At 62.1% G+C, this 22420-nt stretch carries 18 protein-coding genes; 5 read left to right on the top strand and 13 right to left on the bottom strand.

Annotated elements, in window-relative coordinates:
* Positions 1 to 65: 65 nt before the first annotated feature.
* The 10 genes from BR41_RS17730 to BR41_RS17680 form a co-directional block, all read right to left on the bottom strand.
* Positions 66 to 392 carry a hypothetical protein gene (locus tag BR41_RS17730; protein ID WP_035059695.1) on the bottom strand — a complete coding sequence of 109 codons (327 nt, stop codon included), beginning with the start codon at positions 390 to 392 and terminating at the stop codon, positions 66 to 68.
* 15 nt (positions 393 to 407) lie between these two features.
* Positions 408 to 1730 carry a guanine deaminase gene (guaD, locus tag BR41_RS17725; RefSeq protein ID WP_035059693.1) on the bottom strand — a complete coding sequence of 441 codons (1323 nt, stop codon included), beginning with the start codon at positions 1728 to 1730 and terminating at the stop codon, positions 408 to 410.
* 234 nt (positions 1731 to 1964) lie between these two features.
* Positions 1965 to 3320: an 8-oxoguanine deaminase gene (locus tag BR41_RS17720; protein ID WP_035059691.1), complete on the bottom strand. Its 1356-nt coding sequence runs from the start codon at positions 3318 to 3320 to the stop codon at positions 1965 to 1967.
* A gap of 186 nt (positions 3321 to 3506) precedes the next feature.
* Complete coding sequence (locus BR41_RS17715; protein ID WP_035059689.1) at positions 3507 to 4430, bottom strand: ABC transporter permease; 924 nt, start codon at positions 4428 to 4430, stop codon at positions 3507 to 3509.
* A 2-nt stretch (positions 4431 to 4432) separates the two neighbouring features.
* Positions 4433 to 5566: an ABC transporter permease gene (locus BR41_RS17710; RefSeq protein WP_051711288.1), complete on the bottom strand. Its 1134-nt coding sequence runs from the start codon at positions 5564 to 5566 to the stop codon at positions 4433 to 4435.
* Positions 5553 to 7112, bottom strand: coding sequence for an ABC transporter ATP-binding protein (locus tag BR41_RS17705; RefSeq protein WP_051711287.1), 1560 nt, complete (start codon positions 7110 to 7112; stop codon positions 5553 to 5555). The genes BR41_RS17710 and BR41_RS17705 overlap by 14 nt, the downstream gene beginning before the upstream one ends.
* Positions 7109 to 8299: a xanthine dehydrogenase accessory protein XdhC gene (gene xdhC, locus BR41_RS23165; RefSeq protein ID WP_051711286.1), complete on the bottom strand. Its 1191-nt coding sequence runs from the start codon at positions 8297 to 8299 to the stop codon at positions 7109 to 7111. Before xdhC ends, BR41_RS17705 begins: the two co-directional genes overlap by 4 nt.
* On the bottom strand, positions 8296 to 10779 hold the full coding sequence (gene xdhB / locus BR41_RS17690) for a xanthine dehydrogenase molybdopterin binding subunit (protein WP_084187371.1): 2484 nt from the start codon (positions 10777 to 10779) through the stop codon (positions 8296 to 8298). Before xdhB ends, xdhC begins: the two co-directional genes overlap by 4 nt.
* Positions 10776 to 12242: a xanthine dehydrogenase small subunit gene (gene xdhA, locus BR41_RS17685; RefSeq protein WP_035059687.1), complete on the bottom strand. Its 1467-nt coding sequence runs from the start codon at positions 12240 to 12242 to the stop codon at positions 10776 to 10778. The genes xdhB and xdhA overlap by 4 nt, the downstream gene beginning before the upstream one ends.
* Positions 12243 to 12492: 250 nt before the next feature.
* A complete protein-coding gene (locus BR41_RS17680; protein ID WP_035059685.1) occupies positions 12493 to 13005 on the bottom strand; it encodes a nucleoside deaminase in 513 nt (170 codons plus the stop codon).
* A gap of 237 nt (positions 13006 to 13242) precedes the next feature.
* Here BR41_RS17680 and BR41_RS17675 point away from each other — a divergent pair, with 237 nt between their 5' ends.
* Positions 13243 to 14331 (top strand): BMP family ABC transporter substrate-binding protein, encoded by a 1089-nt coding sequence (locus BR41_RS17675; protein ID WP_035059683.1) that lies wholly within the window; start codon positions 13243 to 13245, stop codon positions 14329 to 14331.
* Positions 14332 to 14619: 288 nt separating this feature from the next.
* Here BR41_RS17675 and BR41_RS17670 read toward each other — a convergent pair whose 3' ends face one another.
* Both BR41_RS17670 and BR41_RS17665 read right to left on the bottom strand, forming a co-directional pair.
* Positions 14620 to 15069, bottom strand: a complete 450-nt coding sequence (locus BR41_RS17670; RefSeq protein ID WP_035059681.1) for a hypothetical protein — start codon at positions 15067 to 15069, stop codon at positions 14620 to 14622.
* Positions 15029 to 15652: a nucleotidyltransferase domain-containing protein gene (locus tag BR41_RS17665; protein ID WP_211251801.1), complete on the bottom strand. Its 624-nt coding sequence runs from the start codon at positions 15650 to 15652 to the stop codon at positions 15029 to 15031. The genes BR41_RS17670 and BR41_RS17665 overlap by 41 nt, the downstream gene beginning before the upstream one ends.
* A 123-nt stretch (positions 15653 to 15775) precedes the next feature.
* Between BR41_RS17665 and BR41_RS17660 the strand changes: the two genes are divergently transcribed.
* The 3 genes from BR41_RS17660 (at position 15776) to BR41_RS17650 (ending at position 17760) form a co-directional block, all read left to right on the top strand.
* Positions 15776 to 16375: a chromate transporter gene (locus tag BR41_RS17660; protein WP_035059677.1), complete on the top strand. Its 600-nt coding sequence runs from the start codon at positions 15776 to 15778 to the stop codon at positions 16373 to 16375.
* Complete coding sequence (locus tag BR41_RS17655) at positions 16372 to 16893, top strand: chromate transporter (protein WP_035059675.1); 522 nt, start codon at positions 16372 to 16374, stop codon at positions 16891 to 16893. The genes BR41_RS17660 and BR41_RS17655 overlap by 4 nt, the downstream gene beginning before the upstream one ends.
* Before the next feature lie 255 nt (positions 16894 to 17148).
* A complete protein-coding gene (locus BR41_RS17650) occupies positions 17149 to 17760 on the top strand; it encodes a glutathione S-transferase (RefSeq protein ID WP_035059673.1) in 612 nt (203 codons plus the stop codon).
* A 135-nt stretch (positions 17761 to 17895) separates the two neighbouring features.
* Here BR41_RS17650 and BR41_RS23160 read toward each other — a convergent pair whose 3' ends face one another.
* Positions 17896 to 20331: a glycosyl hydrolase family 18 protein gene (locus BR41_RS23160; RefSeq protein ID WP_084187369.1), complete on the bottom strand. Its 2436-nt coding sequence runs from the start codon at positions 20329 to 20331 to the stop codon at positions 17896 to 17898.
* A gap of 492 nt (positions 20332 to 20823) precedes the next feature.
* Here BR41_RS23160 and BR41_RS23155 point away from each other — a divergent pair, with 492 nt between their 5' ends.
* Positions 20824 to 22356, top strand: a complete 1533-nt coding sequence (locus tag BR41_RS23155; RefSeq protein WP_051711281.1) for a carbohydrate-binding protein — start codon at positions 20824 to 20826, stop codon at positions 22354 to 22356.
* The last annotated feature ends 64 nt before the right edge of the window (positions 22357 to 22420 follow it).

Genomic DNA, 22420 nt, shown 5'->3' with positions numbered 1-22420 from the left:
TTTAAATGACAAAAACATAAGAAAAACAGCAATCCTCCGAATGGCAGAAACAGCGCGCCGAGGACTCAAGCCGCATGCCGTAATTGGCCCAGCAGGTTTTTCAGATCGCTCAATGACTGCTCAGCAGACAACGCCGGCGCTGTTGCCAGCGAATACTCGCCTTCGGCAATCGCTTCCTGCAGACGTTGGTATTCGTCCAGATATTCAGAAATCACGCGACGAGCAAGCGCATCTGTCGTATCGCCTTGCAGTTTTGCAACCTGTTCAAGCGATGCTTGCAGGTCCAGCGGGAGGTCAAGTTGCACAGTCGCTCCTTTGAAATGACGGATGAAATCACCGTTTTGAATTTTCCCACTTGGCATGCCATCCAGCCAACCGGGTTTTGCGCTCAAGGGTGTTTTACCCGCTCAATACGCCCGCACCCCCATCACATACGTCGCCGTCACACAGCGATCATCGCCAAGCGTCGTCAACGCAAATAACCGCTCTGCCAGCGTGGTAGCGTGGCTGATGCGGAAGGCCAGCTCGTCCGTCGCTTCGAGATCGAGCACGACGAAATCGGCCTCTTTGCCGGGCGTGAAGTTGCCGATGAAATCGTCCAGATACAAAGCATTCGCGCCGCCCAGCGTGGCGAGATACCAGCCACGCAACGGCGAGAGTGGCACGCCATGCACTTGCGAGACCTTGTACGCCTCGGCCAGCGTGCGAATCATGCTGAACGACGTACCGCCGCCGATATCGGTCGCAAGGCCGACGCGCACCCCCGCCGCAACCGCGCCGGCGTAGTCGAAAAAGCCGCTGCCCAGAAACAGGTTGGAGGTCGGGCAGAACGCAGCAGCGGTGCCGGTGGCGACCATCACGTCGCGTTCCGCAGCGGAAAGGTGGATGCAGTGGCCGTAGATGGTGCGCGGGCCGATCAGGCCGTAGCGGGCGTAGACATCGAGATAGTCGCGCTGCTCGGGGAATAGCGTCTTCACCCAGGCGACTTCCTTGGCGTTTTCAGCCAGATGGGATTGCACGTGCAGATCCGGCCAGGCCGCGTAAAGCGCACCAGCGACGGCCAGTTGCTCGGGCGTTGAGGTCGGGGCGAAACGCGGCGTGATGGAGTAACGCAGCCGGCCCTTGCGGTGCCAGCGCTCGATCAGCGCCTGCGATTCGCGCTCCGCGCTGGCGGCGGTATCGCGCACGTTGTCCGGGCAATGGCGATCCATCATCGCCTTGCCGCACAGCACGCGCATATCGTGCGCCTGCGCTGCGGTCATGAAGGCATCGACCGAAGCCGGGTGGACGGTGCCAAACACTGAAGCAGTGGTGGTGCCATGTGCCAGCAGCTGCTGCACGACGAAATCAGCGGTATGGCGGGCAATAGCCGGATCGGCAAACGCGGCCTCGGCCGGGAAGGTGTAGTGATTGAGCCAATCGAGCAGCTGGCGGCCAAACGAGCCGATCACCCCCGCCTGCGCATAGTGCATATGCGTATCGACAAAGCCGGGCAGGATCAGCCGGCCGCGATGATCATGCCGGGCCGCCCGCGCCCGCACCTCCGCCGGCACGACTTGCTCCAGCGCCGACCAATGGCCGCAGCCCTGCACAATGCCGGCTTCGACCCAGAGATAACCGTCATCGAAATACTGGTAGCTGTCTGCCGCGTCGTTCTCGCCGGGGTCGGCCAGAAAATGCAGCACGCTGCCGCGCACCAGCAGCGTTGATTCGGATTGGAATGCGGGCATGTCGGCCTTGAAGAGAGAAATTAAATATTTTCAAAAAAAACCAGCAGCAAACCTGTAGACACAGAGCCCGGTGAGCACACAGAGAACGGCATCGCTTTATGTAGGAGCGAGCTTGCTCGCGATGGCAACGGTGAATGAAGCGGTGCTATCGCGAGCAAGCTCGCTCCTACAAAACCTCGCCTTTACCTTTCTCTGTGAACCTCTGTGTTCTCTTGTGGTTCAAGATTTTCCGCTTCAACCCATCGCCAACTGCCGCGCCAAACGGTTATGCCGCTCAACCAGCTTGGGCAACTGCAGCGGCAGCAGCTCGCCATCGCGAACGATGACGCGGCCGTTGATCACCGATAGCGCGGCCTTGGCGCTGGCGCAGAACACCAGCGATGCCACCGGGTCGTGCACAGCCGCGCCAGCATGGTCGAGGCCGTCAGTGCGGAAGGCCACTATGTCGGCACTCATGCCGGGGGCAAGCGCGCCGATGTCGTCGCGACCGAGCACTTTTGCGCCGCCCAGCGTCGCCAGCTCCAGCGCCTGCCGGGCCGTCATCGCGGCTGGGCCAAAGCCGACCCGCGCCAGCAGCATGGCTTGCCGCGTTTCGCCGAGCATGTGTGCGCCGTCGTTGGAGGCCGAGCCATCCACCCCCAACCCGACCGACACGCCCGCAGCCCGCATGGCCGGGATCGGCGCAATGCCGGACGCGAGCCGCATGTTCGAGCACGGGCAATGCGCCACCCCGGTGCCGCTACGGGCAAATAGCGCGATGCCGTCATGATCCAGTTTGACGCAATGCGCATGCCATACATCCGCACCAACCCAGCCAAGCGATTCGGCGTATTGGGCCGGCGTCATGCCGAATTTTTCCAGGCTGTAGGCGACGTCGTTGTCGTTCTCGGCCAGATGGGTGTGCAGCGACACGCCATGCTCGCGCGCCAGCAGCGCCGATTCGCGCATCAAATCGCGGCTGACCGAGAATGGCGAGCACGGCGCGAGGGCGATCCGCAGCATCGAATGCCGCGCCGGGTCGTGCCAGGTTTCGATCAGGCGCTGGCTATCGGTCAGAATGGCGTGTTCGCGCTCGACCAGATGATCCGGCGGCAAACCACCCGCACTCACGCCGACACTCATGCTGCCGCGACAGGCATGGAACCGCATGCCGATTTCCGCTGCCGCTTCGATCGAATCATCGAGCCGGCTGCCATTCGGGTAGAGGTACAGGTGATCGGAGGTGGTGGTGCAGCCGGACAGAATCAGCTCGCTCATCGCCGTGAGCGTGGAGATGCGGATCATCTCCGGCGTCAGGCCAGACCAAATCGGATACAGCCGCTGCAGCCAGCCGAACAGCTCGGCATCCTGCGCCCCGGGAATCGCCCGCGTCAGGCTCTGGAACATGTGGTGATGCGTGTTCACCATGCCCGGCATCAGCACACTGCCGCGCAGGTCGATGACTTCGTCGGCGGCTTGCGGCAACTCGGCGCTAGGGCCGACTGCTTCGATCACGCCGTTGCGGATGAACACACCACCGTCGGCGATTTCGCGCCGGTGGGCATCCATCGTGACGAGAATATCGGCGTGATGTAGCAGCAGGGTTGTCATCAAAAACTGCCCTCAGAATATTCAGTGCATATCCCCCCTTTTCGAAGGGGGGCTAGGGGGGATTTCTGCGACCTCTCAATTTGCCAGCAGCGTCGAAATCCCCCTCCATCCCCCTTCACAAAGGGGGAAGTAAAAACCTGCCCTACTTAGGTAGTAACGGTTCGCTTATTTTGAAAAAGCCCCCACTCACCCCGGCAAAAATGGCTTCCCCAACGACGCCGGCAAATTCAACTGCAGCAACCGTCGATCCCGAGAAATCAGCACCAGCACCACAATCGTCGCCACATACGGCAAGGCGGCAAGGAGCTGTACCGGCACCTTGATCCCCAGCGTTTGCGCATGGAATTGCAGGATGGTCACGCCGCCGAACAGATACGCGCCCAGCAGCAACCGGCTGGGTTTCCAGGTGGCGAACACCACCAGCGCAATCGCGATCCAGCCGCGCCCGGCCACCATGTTCTGTACCCACAGCGGGGTGTAGACGGTCGAGAGATACGCGCCGCCCAAACCGGCCATTGCCCCGCCGAATAGTGTCGCGCCGTAGCGCACCAGCAGCACCGGGTAGCCGATGGCGTGCGCGGCTTCGGGGGACTCACCCACCGCCTTGAGCAACAAGCCAAGCCGCGTGCGCGCCAGCACCCACCACACCACGCCGAACACGATCACGGACAAATACACCACCGCGCTTTGCTGAAAAAAGATCGGGCCCAGCACCGGGATTTGCGCCAGTAGTGGAATCGGCAGCGGCTGCATGCCCGGCAGGCTGTAGCTCACATAGCTTTGGCCGATGAAGGCTGAGAGACCGACGCCAAAAATGGTCAGCGCCAAACCGCAGGCTGCTTGATTGGCCGCCAGCGACAGCGCCGGAATGGCGAACAGCAGCGCCGATGCTGCGCCGGCCAAGGTGCCCGCAGCCAAGCCAGCCCATGCCCCCAAGCCGGTATCGACCGCGCAGGCAAAGCCAGCAATCGCGCCAATCAGCATCATGCCTTCCACGCCGAGGTTGAGAACGCCGGAGCGCTCGGTCACCAACTCGCCCAAGCCAGCAAAGAGCAGCGGCGTGGCAGCGCCGAGTGTGGCAGCGAGGACGGGGATCAGGAGTTCAATCATGATTAGCTCTCATGCGGCAGCGCAGCCGGGCTCGTTGGCGCAGCGGCGGTGGGTTGGATGGCTGCCTTGGCCGCCTGGGCTTTCTTGCTGCGGCGCAGGCGGTTATCGATGAAGGCATCCGCCCCCAGCAGGAAGAACAGCAACATGCCCTGGAACAAACCGGTGATTGCAGAAGGCAGCTGCAGCGACACTTGCGCCGCCTCACCGCCCAGATAGAGCAGCGCCATCAAGAAGCCCGACCAGACGATGCCGAACGGATTCAGCCGGCCCAGATAAGCCACGATGATCGCGGCGTAGCCATAGCCCGGCGAGATATTCAGATTGAGCTGCCCGACCGGCCCGGCGATCTCGCCCACGCCCGCAATCCCCGCCGTCACGCCGGACAGCAAGAAGCTGATCCAGACCGTCGCCTTGGCGGAAAAGCCGGCGTAACGCGCCGCATCTGGCGCTTGGCCACCGACTTCGAGCTGATAGGCCACGAAGCTGTTGCGGAAGTACAAACCGAAGGCCAGCACCACGGCAGCGGTAATGAACACCGACGCATTCACGCGTGAACCTTCGATCAACACGGTGAACAAGGCCGAATCGCCGAACATGACCGACTGCGGGAAATTGGTGCCGCCCGGATCACGCCAGGGGCCGCTGACCATATAGGACAAGATGTAATTGGCGATGTAGGCCAGCATCAGCGTGGTCAGCGTTTCCACCGCGTTGAAACGTGTTTTCAGCCACGCCGCCAGTCCGCCCCAAATCGCCCCGCCCAGCGCGCCAGCCACCACCATCGCAGGCAAGATCCAGTGGGCGTTCATGCCGTCGGTCAGCACCGCCACGCCGCCGCCGCACAGCGCGCCCATGATCAACTGCCCTTCCGCGCCGATGTTGTAGATGCGTGCCCGATAGCCGATCGCCAGCCCTTCGGCGATCAGGATCAAGGGCGACGCCTTCACCAGCAATTCACTCCAGCCATAGCCGGATGACAAAGGCTGGACGAAGAACACGATAAACGCCTGTAAGGGGTTCTTGCCCAGCGCCAGGAACAGCAGCGTGCCGGTCACCAGCGTCAGGCCGACGGCGATCAGCGGCGCCAGCCAGCGCATGCGCCGGGACGGTTGCGGGCGAGGTTCAAGCAGATGCATGGGCGGTCTCCGTATCCTGATGCGCGCCGGCCATCTTCAAGCCTGCCATCTGTAATCCGATCTGTTCAGCATTGGTTTGCGCCTTGGGCACGGCGGCGGACAATTTCCCTTGGGCCAGTACCGCTATCCGGTCGCAGATTTCAAACAACTCATCGAGCTCTTCCGACACCACCACGATGCCGACGCCCGTGCGGGATAGGTCAATGAGCGTCTGGCGCAGGAAGGCCGATGCGCCCACATCCACGCCCCAGGTCGGCTGCGCGACCACCATCACCTTCGGGGCCTGCATGATCTCGCGCCCGACGATGAATTTCTGCAGATTGCCACCGGACAACGACCGCGCCGCCGCCTCCACCCCACCACAGCGCACGTCGAAACGCTCGATGCAGCGGCGGGCAAAATCCCGCGCCGCGCCAAAACGCAGTAAGCCGTAACGGCGCAAGCCTTGCCGGTGCGCGGTGAGAATGGCGTTGCCCCACAGCGGCATGCCCGGCACCGCACCACGGCCGAGTCGTTCTTCCGGCACCACCGCCAGCCCGTGATCACGGCGTTGGCCGGCATCCAGATGCCCGACCGGCTGACTGGCCATCACGACGCGATCCGGCGCGACCGTGTGTTCGCCGGACAACGCCGCCAGCAGCTCCGCCTGACCATTGCCGGAGATACCCGCGATGCCGACGATCTCACCAGCGCGCACGTCGAACGAAATGTCTTTCAGCGCCGTGCCGAACGGATCGTCCGACGCCAGCGTGAGCTGGTTCACCGTCAGCACCGTGGCCGCGTCGCCGGTATAGGGCTCGGTGTGACACACCGGCAACTCACGGCCGATCATCATGCGGGCGAGGCTGGCATCGGTTTCCTCACGCGGGTCGGCAATGCCCGTCACCCGCCCGCTGCGCATCACCGTGGCGGTATCACACAGGGCGCGAATCTCGTGCAGCTTGTGGCTGATATAGAGGATGGAAACGCCTTCGCTCGCCAGTCGCTTGAGGGTTTCAAAGAGCTTGAGCACCGCCTGCGGCGTAAGCACCGAAGTTGGCTCATCAAGGATCAGCAATTGGGGGTTCTGCAACAGGCAGCGCACGATCTCAACCCGCTGGCGCTCGCCGACCGACAAGCCATGCACCGCCCGATAGGGATCAAGCGGCAAACCATAGCGTTCAGAAACTTCCTTCACCCGCCCTGCCAGCCGCGCCAGATCGAATTTCTCATCCAGCACCAAGGCAATGTTTTCGACCACGCTCAGCGTTTCGAACAAAGAGAAATGCTGGAACACCATGCCGACGCCCAGCCGCCGCGCCTCGGCCGGATTCGCCACCCGCACCTGTCGGCCATTCCATTGCATCTCGCCGGCATCGGCATGCACCGCGCCGTAGATGACCTTCATCAGCGTGCTCTTGCCCGCGCCGTTCTCGCCCAGCACGGCATGGATTTCGCCCGGCTGCACGATGAGGCTGACATCGTCATTGGCGACCACGCTGGGGTAACGCTTGCTGATGTGGCTCAGCTCAAGGCGGGGCACGCCGGGAGGTATGGCGGACGTCATCGTTGTTCCCTGTGGGTCTTTCGGCTTGGCCTGTTGGCCGGTTGCGCAATCAGCGAGCGCGCATCACGCACCTGTAGCAGCTGCGCGGCGACGGCGATCGCGATGCTGGCCGGGTCCTTGGCGACGATGCCGGGCACGCCGATCGGGCAAGTCAGCTCGGCCAGCCGCGCCGGATCAACACCCCGCGCCAGCAGGCGATGCTCGAACGACGCGCGCTTGCTCTTCGAGCCGATCATGCCGAAGTAGGCGAAATCGCGGCGTTGGAAAATGCGCTCACACAAGCGTAGATCAAGCTCGTGGCTTTGCGTCATGACCAGGAAGCAAGTGCCGGCCGGTGCGGCATCGATTTCGTCTTCGGGGGTGTCGGTAATGTGGCAGCGCACGCCGGCCCAGATATCAGACTCAGATGAGGGCCGGACTGCCTGACTTAAGCGCTGTCGTGTTTCATTCCCCCCTTTTTGAAGGGGGGTTAGGGGGGATTTCGACGTCATTGCAATTTGAGATGCCGCAGAAATCCCCCTCAATCCCCCTTCGAGAAGGGGGAGGTGAAAACCCCCATCACCGAGACTTGCAAACGCATCATCCCGATCATCAATCCAGTCGACCTGCGCCCCGAGCGGCAACAACAGCCGCACCAACGCTGCGCCGACATGACCTGCACCGAACAGCACAACCGGAAAGGCTGGCAGGCAGAGCGTCTGCAGCAAGCGCCAGCTTTGCGCATCGCCTTCTAGCTTGGCGTCGCTTTGAACGCGCTGCGAATCGCGCTCGGCCATCGTCCAGGTCGAATACGCGCCCGATCCGACGCCAGCTTTGGCAGCGAGCCGTGTCAGCACCTGGCCTTGGGCGACGCGATTGGCACGTTCACGCCAAATCGCTGCATCCGTCGCCGTCACACGTTCGAACAGCAGCCACACCACACCGCCGCAGCACTGGCCGAGCGTGGCAGCGAGATTGAAACGCACCAGTGCCTGCGCAGTCGCGCCGTTCAGGATGGCGCGGGCGGTGGCGATGGCCTCCCATTCCAGATGGCCGCCGCCGATGGTATCGATGCAATCCTGCGCGCCGATCAGCATGGTCGCGCCAGGTTCACGTGGGGCGGAGCCATCCACGCGGGCGACCGTCACCAGCACTTGGTCGCCGAGGGTTTCGAGGCGGGGAGCGAGGGTGGTTAGCCAGTCGTTCATGATGCGGGGCCTTGCGTTCCCTCTCCTGCTTGCGGGAGAGGGTTAGGGTGAGGGTGCTTGCCGGCTTCAACAGACGAGCCCTCACCCCCAGCCCCTCTCCCACTGGTGGGCGAGGGGAGCACATCGCGTGCAGCGGATTTTGTGCACGCCCGCAAAATCGCCTCCGGCGTCGCCGGCGCTCGCAAATCCGGCCGGCTGCCGGGGCCGATGGCCGCGGCGACCGCATCGCGCACGGCGAAGAACACCGACAGCGCCAGCATCAGCGGCGGCTCCCCCACCGCCTTGGAGCGGTGGATGCTGTCTTCAACGTTCGCGCCGTCATACAGCCGCACGTTGAACACTGGCGGCACATCGGCCACGGCGGGAATCTTGTAGGTGGACGGCGCATGCGTCGCCAACGCGCCTGACTTCGGCCCTTCGGCCTGCCACCACAGTTCTTCACTGGTCAGCCAGCCCATGCCCTGAATGAAACCGCCTTCCACTTGCCCGATATCGATGGCCGGATTCAGCGAGCGGCCGACGTCATGCAGCACATCGACCCGCAGCACCTTGAGCTCGCCGGTCAGCGTATCGATGGCGACTTCGGTCGCCGCCGCGCCATAGGCGAAGTAGAAGAACGGCCGACCGGTGCGGGTCGCCAAGTCCCAATGGATTTTCGGCGTGCGGTAGTAGCCGTCGCTCCAGAGCTGGATGCGCGCCTTGTAGGCGCTAAACGCCAGATCGCCAAAGCTGCTGTCGTAGCCCGGCGCCCGGACATGGCCGTCGGCAAACACAACGTCGGTAGCGGCCACACCAGCGATCTCGGCGACGAACGCGGCCAGCCGCTCGCGCACCGCCAACGCCGCCGCTTGCGCGGCCTTGCCGTTGAGGTCGGCCCCGCTGGATGCCGCCGTGGCGGAGGTATTTGAGACGCGAGAGGTATCGGTGGCGGTGAGGCGGATATCGGCCAGCGGCAGGCCAAACACCTCCGCTACCACCTGCTTCACCTTGGTATAGAGGCCCTGCCCCATCTCTGTCCCGCCGTGCGATACCAGCACCGTGCCATCGGTGTAGACATGCACCAGCGCGCCGGCCTGGTTGTATTGGGTGGCGTTGAACGAGATGCCGAACTTGACCGGCGTGAGCGCCAGCCCGCGTTTGATGACCGGACTGTTGGCGTTGAATGCGGCGATATCGGCGCGGCGCGCGATGTAATCGCAAGTGCTGGCGAGTTCAGCCACCAAGGCTGGCGCGATGTTGTCCTCAACCGGCATGCCGTAGTGAGTGGTATTGCGCCCGCCGTCTTCAAGCGGGCCGCCCTCGCTGGGGTCGTAGAAATTGATCTGGCGTACATCGAGCGGATCGCGGCCGAGATAGCGGGCCACGTCGTCGATGATCGTCTCGATGGCGAACATGCCTTGCGGGCCGCCGAAGCCGCGGAAAGCGGTGTTGGATACCTTGTGCGTCTTGCAACGCAGGCTGCGGATCGCCACCGCGTCGAGGTAATAGGCGTTATCGACGTGGCACAAGGCACGGTCGTTGACCGGGCCGGACAAGTCGGCGGAAAAGCCGCAATCCGATGCCAGTTGCAACTGCAAACCCAGCAGCCGGCCCACGTCATCGAAACCGACCTCCCACTGATAGTGGAACGGGTGGCGCTTGCCGGTGGCGACCATGTCGTCATCGCGATCCAGCCGCAGCTTGACCGGCTGGCCGGTATGCCGCGCCAGCACGGCGGCGATGCAGGCCCATTGCGCCGATTGCGATTCCTTGCCGCCAAAACCACCGCCCATGCGCCGGCATTCCACGCTGACCTGATGCGAGCGCATGTCCAGCGCATGCGCGACCATGTGCTGCATCTCGGTCGGATGCTGGGTGGAGCACCACAGGTGGATCGTGTCGTCTTCACGCGGTTGGGCGTAGGAAATCTGCCCTTCGAGGTAGAAGTGATCCTGCCCGCCGACTTCCGCCTGGCCGGTCAGCCGGTGCGGTGCGGAGCCCAAAGCGGCAGCGGCATCGCCGCGCGCCATGTCGGCTGGCGGCATGACCCACGATTCGGCGGCGATGGCGGATTCGATATCGAGAATCGCCGGTAGCGCGTCGTATTCGATCTTGGCCAGCCGCACCGCCCGCCGTGCCGCATCGTGGCTATCGGCGGCGACGGCAAAGATTGGCTGGCCATGAAACTGCACCAGATCGTCGGCCAGGATTGGTTCGTCGTGCAGGATCGAACCGCAGTTGTTGTGGCCAGGAATATCCGCCGCGACAATCACGGCCCGCACGCCCGGTGCAGCGCGGACGGCAGTGAGATCGATGGCGCGGATATGTCCGTGCGGGCAAGTGGAGAACCCGACCGCCGCGTGCAGCGTGCCGGTCAACTCAGCCACATCGTCCACGTAGGTGGCGCGGCCGGTGACGTGCAGATGCGCGCTTTCGTGCGGGTGGGACTGGCCGACGGTGGTTAGTGTCTCTTGCGTTTGCGAAGGCAGGCGCTGGTTCATGCGGCACCTCCCGCGGCAACCAGATCATCGAGTCGGCACGGCACAGACTGAGCGGAGGTTTCCAGCCAGAACCGTTGCAGTAACGATGCGGCGACCTGCAGACGGTATTCGCGGCTGGCGCGCATATCGGTGAGTGGCGAGAAATCAGTCGGAATCGCCGCCATTGCCGCTGCGATGCCCGCCTCATTCCACGGCTGGCCGCGCAAGGCGGCTTCGCATGCCGTAGCCCGTTTGGGTGTCGCGGCCATGCCGCCGTAGGCGATGCGTGCGTCTACCACCTTGTTGGCGGCGTCCAGCGTGACGGCAAAGGCGGCGCAGACGGCGGAGATATCCTGATCGAAGCGTTTGGAAATCTTGTAGCTGCGGAACAAGCGTCCGTTCACTGCATCCGGCACGCGCAAGGCAGCGACGAACTCGCCCGCTTCCAGCGCGTTCTTTTGATAGCCGAGATAGAAGTCTTCCAGCGGCATGTCCCGCACGCGTTCGCCCCGGCGCAAGACCACGCGGCTGCCTAATGCAATCAACGCGGGCATCGAATCGCCGATGGGCGAGCCGTTGGCGACGTTGCCACCCAAGGTGCCGGCATTGCGGATCGGCAAGGAGGCAAAGCGGCGGACGATTTCTTGCCACGCTGGTTCGGCGGCGATCAGCGCATCGAAGGCATCGGAGAGGCTGACGGCTGCGCCGATTTCCAGATAGCCGTCGGCGTGTTCGACCTGGCGCAGCTCATCCACCGCGCCGAGATAGATCACATCGCCGAGTGTGCGCAGTTGCTTGGTCACCCACAGGCCGATATCGGTCGAGCCGGCGAGGATCGTCGCTTGTGGGTGCGCCAGCCGTAACGCGGCGAGTTCGTCGATGCTGCGCGGGGCAAAGAAACGGGTGTTCTCATGGTGGTATTCCAACGCCGACAAAGCCGCCAATTCACGCAAGGCAGCGATCACCGGCAGGCGATCCAGCGCGATGCGTGGCGCGGTGTAGGCCGCTTTGGCGGCATCGAGAATCGGCCGGTAGCCGGTGCAACGGCACAGGTTGCCGGACAATACGTCCGCCACCTCGTCACGCGCCGGGCAAGTCGGGCGGTCTTCGTACATCGCCCACATCGACATCACGAAACCGGGCGTACAGAAGCCGCATTGCGAGCCGTGGCAGTCGACCATCGCCTGCTGCACCGGATGCAGTGTGTTGCCGTCCGCGAGGTCTTCCACCGTGAACAGCGCCTTGCCGTCCAGCGTGGGCAAGAACTGGATACAGGCGTTGACGGCGCGCAGGGTAAAGCCATCGTCGGTCAGCTCACCGATCACCACCGTGCACGCGCCGCAATCGCCCTCGGCGCAGCCTTCCTTGCTGCCGGTCTGGTGCAGGTCTTCACGCAGGTATTGCAGCACCGTGCGCGTCGGCGCAACGGCGTCGACCTGTTGGACGCGGCCACGGAAATAGAACTGAATGGGTCTGGCGGTCATAAGGTTCGGACTCTGCGGACAAGGTTGCAGCTGATTTCAATCTATCATGCCACCCGGATGCCGATGATCTGTCGGCGTTTATATGGGTTATATGCCGACGGATAGCAGTGACTTGGCTCCCCTCGCCCATTTCATGGGAAAGGGGCTGGGGGAGAGGGTCGTGCCAAGTATCGCGCCCTCTTCAGGCACCCTCTCCCTAACCCTCTCCCACAAGTGGGCGAGGGGACAATATCAGCTGCAATCAGACACCTCACCGCCCCACCCAGAACCCCCGCTGCAACTCAACCGTCTCCGCCGCAATCTCCGGCACCGGCCCGATCAGCTGCACCGGCTTCTGGCAATGATCGAACACGTAGCGCGACGACACGCTCATGGTCGGGTTTTCGTGATGGTCGCCGGTGAGTGCCAGCAGCTGTTCCTCGGTCATGCCGAATACCACACGGCCGATGTTGGCCCAGTAGGCGGTGCCGGCGCACATGCAGCAGGGCTCGACGGCGGTGTAGAGCGTGCAGCTCCACAGGTATTCGGGCGTGTAGTTGCTGGCCGCGACCCGTGCCAGGGTCGATTCGGCATGGTTGACCGTATCGATGTTGCATTGCTCCAACAGCACCGTTTCCTGATCCGGGCCGACCAGCACCGCGCCGAACGGGTGATGCCCCAGACTCATCGCCCGCTGGCCGACTTCGTTGGAGCGGCGCAGGTGCTTGAGAATCTGCTCGGATGTGGGCGCAAGTCCTTGGGCGGGGAAGACAGAATCGGTCATGGTGGCTCCCGAAAATCGATTAGAACACTGGCATAATCGAACACTTGTATTGCCCAAACCAGTGGCAGCGATCAAATTATCCGGCGCCAACGTTGCGCCGTATCTATACGGATTTGAATACCGCTCATAACGCTGTAGCGATGGGAGAGGTTGCGGCCGATTGCTAGAGTAAGCCAGTCATTGAATTGATCTTGATCACACCAACGAAATACCCGGAAACGCACAGGAGAATTGGTCATGCCCGCATTTCGATTCAAACCTTGCTTCAAAACGGCCCTGGCCGGCTGCCTGGCGCTCGGCTTTGCCGCCAGCGTTCATGCCGAAGACCCGCTCAAGGTCGCCTTCGTCTACATCGGCCCGACCGGTGATCACGGCTGGACGTTCTCGCACGATCAGGGCCGCAAGGCGGTCGATGCAAAATACGCCGGCAAGGTCACCACCACCTTCGTTGAGAACGTGGCCGAAACGGCGGATTCGGAGCGCGTATTCCGCGATCTGGCGCAAAAGGGCTACAAGGTCATCTATGGCACCTCGTTCGGTTACATGAACCAAATGAACAAGGTGGCAACGGCCTTCCCGAATACCACCTTCATGCACGCCACCGGCTACAAGACCGGCAAGAATCTGGGCGTGTACGACATCCGCACCTATGAAGGCGCGTACATGCTTGGCGTAGTCGCCGGCAAGATGAGCAAGTCCGGCAAGCTGGGCGTGGTCGGTTCGATTCCAATCCCGGAAGTCATCCGCAATATTGATGCCTTCACCATCGGCGCACGCAGCGTGAACCCGAACGCCACCACCCGCGTGATCTGGGTGAACGGCTGGTTCGATCCGGGCAAGGAGCGCGAAGCCGCGCTGGCGCTGATCTCGCAAGGCAGCGATGTGCTGATGCAAAACACCGACTCCCCTGCCGTGGTGCAAGCCGCGCAGGAAAAAGGCGTCTTCGCCTTCGGCTGGGATTCGGACATGACCAAGTTCGGCGGCAAGGCGCACCTGGCTGCGTCTGAACTGAACTGGGGCGTGATCTACAACAAGACCACCGAAGACGTGCTGGCGGGCAAGTGGAAATCGTCGAACATCTGGTGGGGCGTGAAAGAAGGCGCAATCAACATCGCCGACTTCGGCCCGGCGGTGCCTGCCGACGTGAAGAAGCTGGCCGAAGACCGCCGCGATGCGATCAAGGCCGGCAAGCTGCACCCGTTTACCGGGCCGCTGAAGAACCAGGCCGGCGAGATGTTCGTGGCCGCCGGCAAGACGTACTCCGACGACGATCTGCACAAGATGAATTTCTATGTGGAGGGCGTGGTGGGGGATGTGCCGAAGTAAGCGCTGCTAACCCAAGCATTCCCCGCAATGAAAAAGCGGCACCGGTTCTGCAACCGGTGCCGCTTTTTCATATCCGTCACGAGGTGGAATGGCTTAGAGCCTGTTCAAAGTCTCGCAAACTGCCAACTTGAAGCGCTGCAGGGCTTTACCTCCCCCTTTTCGAAGGGGGATTGAGGGGGATTTCGACGCCGGTAGATATTGAGATGTCGCAGAAATCCCCCCTAGCCCCCCTTCAAAAAAGGGGGATGGCAACGTAACCCGTTGTCGAAAAAAACTTTGAACAGGCTCTTAGGTGGAACTTGGGCTGGGATCAGGGCTGACCAGAGGTGGCAAGCGCTGCACCTTATCCAGCAGCCAATCCGCCGCAATGATCAACTCAGCCAGCAGGCGCTCGTCGATTTCCAGATAACCCTCGTACTCGGCCAGATTGCGTTGCTGATGGCACTTGGCCAGCACGCGCCAGATTTCCGGCCCGGCATCCAGCGTGTGCGGCAAACATTGGAAAACCAGATAGCGGTTATCCGATCGGTAACCGTGATAGCGCAATGCCGCCAAGGCCAGCGCATGCGAGGCGTTGTAGGCGAGATCGAATCGGCTGTCTTGCGACAGACTGCTGTTCTTCGCGTCCTGCAAACGGACGATGGCCGAACGGAGCAAACCGGCAAATTCGCCGGCGCTGGCACGTTCGCTCTTCAGGCTACCGGTCTTCAGCAGGTTGGAGAGATTCTCCAAGGTCATCGGCACCTCCAATCAAGAAGATTTTGGGTTGTTCCAATACGCGCACCACAAAGGTGTTGCCTTCGTACATGCGCTGCTGCCATTCAGTACGACTGTAAACGGTCGGGTTGATCGGGCGGCCGAGCTGCGCTTCGGGTTCGGTCAGCATGGGGAAGAGATCCGCATAAGCCAGGCTATCGCTGATGATCATCAGGTCGATATCGCTATGGGGCTGCGGATTGCCCTTCGCAACTGAGCCGTAGATAAACGCAGCTTCCAGCTGATTCGCAACGGGCAGCAACGCTTGCCGCACAACGTCCGCCAAACCGAATGTCTTGCGTATCAAGCCACTGAGCTCTGCAAAAACCGGAGACGCCTGATTGGCTTGGTAGTGCTTCTGGTTGCCTATTTTGCTGATGCTGAGCAAGCCCGCCTCGCCCATGCGTTTCAGTTCACGCTGCACCGGGCCGTTACCGGCCCCGATCAAGCGGATCAGCTCGTTGGTGTAAAAGGTGCGGTCAGGGTTCCCGAAGCACAGCGCCAGCAGTTTTTGCTGCACGCCGGTAAAGAGAACATCTGCGACACCAGGGACATTCATACTCATAAAGAGTATTAATATACTCAAATTGAGTACAAATCAATCGTCGCCCCCGTGTACGAGCGAATCGGGCCAGCTAAAGGCAATCGGCAATGCCTGCAAAGCGAGCGCCGGTTTTACACTGCGGGCATGCCTACCTCGACGCCCGCCTCCTCCGCTGCAACCCAAACCCTTTCCCGCCGGGAACTGTTCAGCGGGTTTTTCAAGATTGGCTTGTCCGGTTTTGGTGGCGTGCTGCCGTTGGCGCACCGGGTGCTGGTGGAAGATCTGCGCTGGCTGGATGACGCCGAGTTCACCGAAGTCCTCAGTCTGGGGCAGACACTGCCGGGGCCGAACATCTGCAATATGTCGGTGGTGATCGGGGCGCGGTTTCAGGGGGCATGGGGTGCAGTCGTGGCGCTGGCCGGGCTGTTGTTCGCGCCCTTGTGCATCATCGTGATGCTCGGCCTGCTGTATGCCCGTTACGGTCAGATCGGCCCGTTGCCGCATATGTTGAATGGCATTGCGGCTGTCGGCGCCGGGTTGATGGGGGGCACCGGTGTAAAACTCGCCATCAAGCTGGAGCGCACTGCTTGGGTCTGGGCGGTAGCAGCAGCGGCTTTTGCTGGTACGGCATTGTTTGGCTTCCATCTGGTAGGCGTCTTGCTGGTGCTGGCACCGCTCAGCATCGGCATGGCCTGGTATCAGCTGGCCCGGCAAACCAAACATAACAGCGAGCCGGAACAATGAGCACGATCCTGCAACTGCTGGCGACGTTCAGCATGCTGTCGTTCTTTGCCATCGGCGGCGCGAATTCGGTGCTGCCGGAAATGCATCGCCAAGCGGTGGACATCCACCATTGGATGAGCGGCAGCGAATTCGCCGCGCTATTTGCCTTGGCACAGGCCGCGCCGGGGCCGAATGTGTTGATCGTGAGCCTGATCGGTCTGCACGTGGCGGGATTGCCGGGTGTGGTGGCGACGACGGTCGCCATGTGCGGCCCATCGTCATTGCTGGCCTATCACATCGGCAAACTATGGCACCGGTTCCGCGATGCACCATTGCGTGGCGTCATCCTGCGCGGGCTGACACCGATCACCATCGGGTTGGTGCTGGGTAGCGGCTATCTGCTGACGCGTTCGGCCGACCAAAGCTGGCCGGCCTATGTGCTGACGGCCGTTACGGTGCTGCTGATGATCCATACGCGGCTCAATCCCTTGTGGTTGTTGGCCGGTGGCGCGGTGTTGGGTTTGTTGGGCGTGGTTTAGGTATCGCACCGCCTCCGTAGCCCGGACGGCTTTGCCGGCCGGGGCCGCCATCGGAACAGACTCCGGCCGGGGCAACATGGCATCAAGGATCACCCCGTGCGGTACGGGCATACGCCACCACCCCGGCCGGCTAAGCCATCCGGGCTACGGGATGTAGAAGTGTTGGAAATATGATGCTGCGTTGCAACAGTTTTGGCTGCGGCGAGCTCGTCCCCTTAGAATCAGGATTCATTCCTCCCTCTCCTGCCCCCGCCGATGAAACTGTATACCTCGCATACCAGCCCGTTTGGTCGCAAGGTCCGGGTTGTGCTGCTGGAAAAGAAGATCGAATTCCAGTGGATCGAAGAGCAACCGAACACGCCGGGGAGCCTGATCGCCAGCCTGAATCCGCTCGGCAAGGTGCCCGCGCTGCTGCTCGATGACGGCAAGCCGCTCTATGACTCCAGCGTGATTGTCGATTACCTCGACCAGGTGTCACCAGTAGCGCGACTGATTCCCGCCGAGCATCGGCAGGCCATCGGCGTGAAGCGTTGGGAAGCACTGGCCGATGGCATTGTCGATGCGGCAGTGCTCGCCTTTCTGGAGCGACGCCGCCCGGCAGCCAAGCAAAGCGAGGAATGGATCACCCGCCAGCTGGAAAAAGTCGATCGCGGCCTGTTCATGCTGTCCGCCGATCTCAGCGATCGCAAGTGGTGTTTTGGCGGCCATTTCAGCCTCGCGGATATCGCCGTCGGCTGTTGCCTTGGCTATCTCAATCTGCGCATGCCGGCGCTGGGTTGGGCTGACCGCCACCCGAACCTGGCCGTGCTGTTCGAGCAGTTGAATCAGCGGCCGTCGTTTCAGGAAACGCAGCCGCCGGTGGGTTGAGCGGCCAAGGGGAATCGATTGCGCCAGGAGCAACGCTTTTACAAGCACTCTCCCCCTAACTCTCTCCCTCTGTCCCTGAACAAGGCTAAAAGCCATGCACGGGATGTGAGAGGGAATTAGAAACGGCATCACCCCTCACTCAAACCAACGCCCAAACTGCTCCCGCAGTCGTTCGGCATATTGCTTGCGCACCGGCACCCGTGCCGCGCCCAGCGCCAGCTCGTACAGCCCCTTGCCCTTGTAGAGCGCCCGCTCGACCTTCTTCGGATTCACCAGATAGGAGCGGTGCACCTGCAGCATGACGTCATCCGGGAAATAGAGCCGGATCGTGCGCAGCCTTAGCGTCACGTACAGCGGCATCTTGCTGTCCTGGGTGTAGATGCCGCTGTAGCCCTTGTCGGCACGGACATACAGCAGCTTGTCCTTGCGGGAGGCGATCTCGTATAGCTCGGACAGCACATGCGGCTGGCGGGTAAGTTCGGTGAGTTGCTGGCGGATCATGCTCATCTGCGCGACCAGATGGCGCAGCACCGCTTCGTCTTCGTCGCTGGCCGCGCTGTTGAACGCGATGGCGAGCTGGTGATCCGAGCCGTGATCCGGCTTGAGCCAAGCATGGAGGCGATCAGCACTGAACCCCAGCGCTTGCTCGCCCGCCAGCAATGTCTCCCCGCCGGCATCGCCAACCCAGTTACCAATCGATTCCTGCAATTCGCCGTCTTGCAACAAGGCAACCGCGCGGACAGCCTGTTCCATCGCCAGGAAATTCATCACGGCGTCGAGCATTTTTTCGACGCTGCGTTGCTCGCTCAGCGTCTCGGTCAGTTTGCCCAAGGCGGTGAGTCGTTCGACCAATGGACTGACGGCGATCCGCTCGGCGACTGCCGCAACCGCCGTCCCGCCCGAATCTGCCGAGACGAATTCCATATCCGGCTGATGTTGCACCGGAATAGGAGCTGCAGTTGGATTGATCAACGGGGGATCGAGCGCCGGAGGCGCATCGGCCACCAGCGGCATCAGCATCTGCGTGAGTTGATTGGCGTTAGCCAGTGCCAACCCCATGCCAACGCGTTGCTGTTGCGCGGCAGGCCCGGCCAAGGCGATCTGCGTCATCGCGCCTTGTACGTCTTGCTCGAAGCTGAAGAGCAAGGGCAACAATTGCTCGACATTGCTGCGCACTTGCTGCACCACATCAGCTTCAAACTGGTCGCGACGCCATGTCACGTACCGTCGCCGTGCGATCAATAAAAACGGCAGGGCCAGTAGTGCCAAGACGCCGCCCAATACGCCGTCTGCCCATGATGGCCGCGCATGCCACGCTTCAAGCGCATCCAGCCAAGCCCCACGCCAAGGATGGAAATCGCGATAACCGATTCGCAGCAGGCTATCCGCACCACGCGCATCGCTCGCCACCTCCCATAAACCGATGCCGGCATAACCAGCCTGCGCCAGCACGCCGAGCTTTTCCCGCAAGGCACGCGGGCTTTCGAAGGAGACGAACTGGCCGCGCACCGCGCTGTAGAGATAGCTGGCGTGGCCCTTGTCATCCCAGTACTCGGTGAAGGGACCGTGGCGGGCCATGTCCAGCACTTCATTCATGGTGAAGGTGCCGGTGGGGCCGGTGGTGGTGTCGTCCCAGCTGCCATAGGGCACGCCGGTAAACGGTTGATACAAGCCATGATTGGCCGGTTTCACCCCGACCCAGCTGTTCGCCTCGGCATCGATCATCAGCACCAGTTTGTCGGCCGGCACGCCGCGTGATTTGAGTAGTTCCATCACGTGCGTCACGTTGCTTTCGTCAGCGCTATCTCGCCCGTACAGCGCCGCGCTATGGCCGGTGGTTTTCTCCCACGCGCCGTAATAGTCGTAGGCGTCGACGACGGCGAAATCGACCGCTTCGACCTCGCTACGCGTGAGCGGCGGGGTCAGCTGCAAGGGGCTGGCGCCCAAGGTGGTGGAGAGCCAATAGCGCTGGCCGGTCTGGCGCGTGTGTTCATCCAGCGCCTGCCGGATCGTCTGCAGCAGGCTGATCTTGTTGCGCTGGTCATCCGGGCGCGGATGAAGCGTTTCCGGGCCGCCAACCACCGGGTATTGCCAATCGATCTCCACGCCATCGAAACCGTAATGGTCGATGAAGGCAACCAGCGCGGCGGCGAATTTCTGCCGGAGTACCGGGCTGGCGGCCAGTTCGGGGAAGGCATCGGAATACGTCCAGCCACCGATCGAGATCAACGTGTGCAGGCCGGGATGGCGAATCTTCTCTTCTCGCAGCTTGGCGTAGTTGCCGCGCACGGTGTCCGGCCCACGCAGGCCGGATTGGGCGAAGTTGAGGTCCGCGACGAAATTGCCGGGGGAGATCGAGCCATCCGGGTTCGGCTTGGCGTAGACGTAGGTGAGGAAATCCAGCCGATCCAGCGGAATGTTGTCGATCGAAAACTGGTTCTGGAAACTGGTCCAGTACGGGTAATAGCCGATCAGCACCGGCTTGGGCAGTCCTTGCGCAGCGGCCGGCAACATACAGCCAGCGCACAGCCCAAGTCCCATCAGCCAGCGCACGCATGAAGCCCACGCCATCTCTCATCTCCGTCCTTTTTTGATCGATCCGTCGAGATCGGATCAATCCTGGTCGGGCGTTGAAACGCCACTGCTTCGCATACTACTGCGCGCTTGCGGGAAGTGAGCCGGATCAGCCCTTGCCGTCCATCGTTTTATGCGGTTTTGGGGGCGGGAAACGCCATATCACGGTGATTTTCGTGAAATAACCCCGAACAAAGGACGACTACAAATCATTGAAAAATATAACCATTTTTCAAATGAAAGCGCTTTCCGTGAAACAGGCATTTCCAATGCGTTGTTTCGCCATACCACGTCGGGAACTCTACGCAGCAGCGGGAGCAGCACAGACCAACCCGCACCCACCCAAGAGCCACGAACCAAATCCAGCGTAGCGATGCTGGCTAGGCGTGCGACGCGCAGGCAGTACAAAGTCGGACGGCAAGCGAGCACAACAACGCCAGCAGGATTTTGTTAGCGGCTCTCATAGAAGATGACATGGAGATTCACCGAATGAAGCCAATCGCAAAAACCTCGCGCCGCCTCAAAGCGGTTGCCCTCGCGCTCTCCCTTGGCCTGCTCGGCCAAAGCAGCGCCATCGCAACGGAAGCCGCGCCCTACTTCTTCACCTGGGGCTATGGCAATAGCGCCTATAAATTCACCAGCCTGATGGATGCCAAGTCCAAAGCCGGCCTCGACGCCGTCACGCTGGCCTTCATCATCTCCGGCGGTGGCTGCTCGCTCAGCGGCGACGTCGACAACATGCTGAGCGATGTCACTGCCTTCGAATCCGCCGGCGGCCGCGTCATCATCTCCTTCGGCGGCGCATCCGGCACGTATGTGGAAGCCGGCTGTACCGGTGCCCAGATGGCTACCCTGATCGATGGCCTGCTGCAGCGTACCGGCGTGCGTGCGCTCGACTTCGACGTGGAAGGCAGCCAGCTGTCGCAAAGCAATCTGAATAGCGTGCGCAACGCGGCAATCAAGACACTGCAAGCCAAATACCCGGACTTGTACGTCTCGTTCACCTTGCCGGTGAACCCAACCGGCCTCGAACCGGATGGTGTTGCGCTGGTGCAAGGCGCCGCCAATGCCGGCGTACGTATCAACGTGGTCAACATCATGACGATGGACTACGGTTCGTCGATTTCCAGCGGCAAGAAGATGGGCGACCTGGCGGTGCAGGCCGCCAACTCGCTCTACAGCCAGCTCCAGTCGATTTACACCAGCAAGAGCAGCAGCGAGTTGTGGGCGATGGTCGGCATCACACCCATGATCGGCCAGAACGATGTCTCGACCGAGGTGTTCACCACGGCAGATGCGACGACCGTGGCCAATTTCTCCAAGCAATACGGCGTCGGCCTGCTGGCCTTCTGGGCGCTGCAACGTGACCGTAGCGGCTCCGGCAGCGTGGATGATTTCTCCAACACGCCGCAAACCGACTACCAGTTCTACAAGACCTTCAAGGCGGTGAAGACCGGCAGCCCGGCCCCCACGCCGACGCCAAGCCCGACCACCGTACCGACGACAGCGCCGACACCCAAGCCGACCGCCACCCCGGTCCCGACACCGGCCCCGACGCCGAGCGGCTCCTGCTACGCCGCGTGGAGCGCAACGCAAGATCACTACAACCAAGGCGACAAGGTCACCCTGAACGGCGTCAACTACGTCGCCAACTGGTGGACCAACGCCAATCCGTCGACCACCAGCGGCCCGTCCGGCTCCGGCAAGGATTGGACTGTGCTGGGTAACTGCAGCGGTACAACACCGGCCCCGACACCGGTTCCGACCACTGCACCGACACCGAAGCCCACCGCCACACCGGTGCCCACAGCAACCCCTACCGCAACCCCTGCCCCGACACCCAGCCCGACTGCCACGCCGACCCCCGGCACTTGCCCGGCTTGGGCAGAAGGCAATACCTACACGGTTGGCAGCTGCGTGAGCTACGGCGGCGTGAACTACATCGCGCTGGTGACCCACACCGCGTATGTCGGCACCGGCTGGAACCCGCCAGCTACGCCGACGCTGTGGAAGCTGCAATAAACCCCGGCCTGTTTCAAGCCAGCTGAACCCCGAAACCCGCCAGCTCACCCTGGCGGGTTTTCGG

This window comes from Andreprevotia chitinilytica DSM 18519 (assembly GCF_000711875.1).
GTDB classification, from domain to species: Bacteria; Pseudomonadota; Gammaproteobacteria; order Burkholderiales; family Chitinibacteraceae; genus Andreprevotia; species Andreprevotia chitinilytica.
Note: the sequence above shows the minus strand (reverse complement) of the source record. Positions and strands in the feature narration are given on the sequence as shown.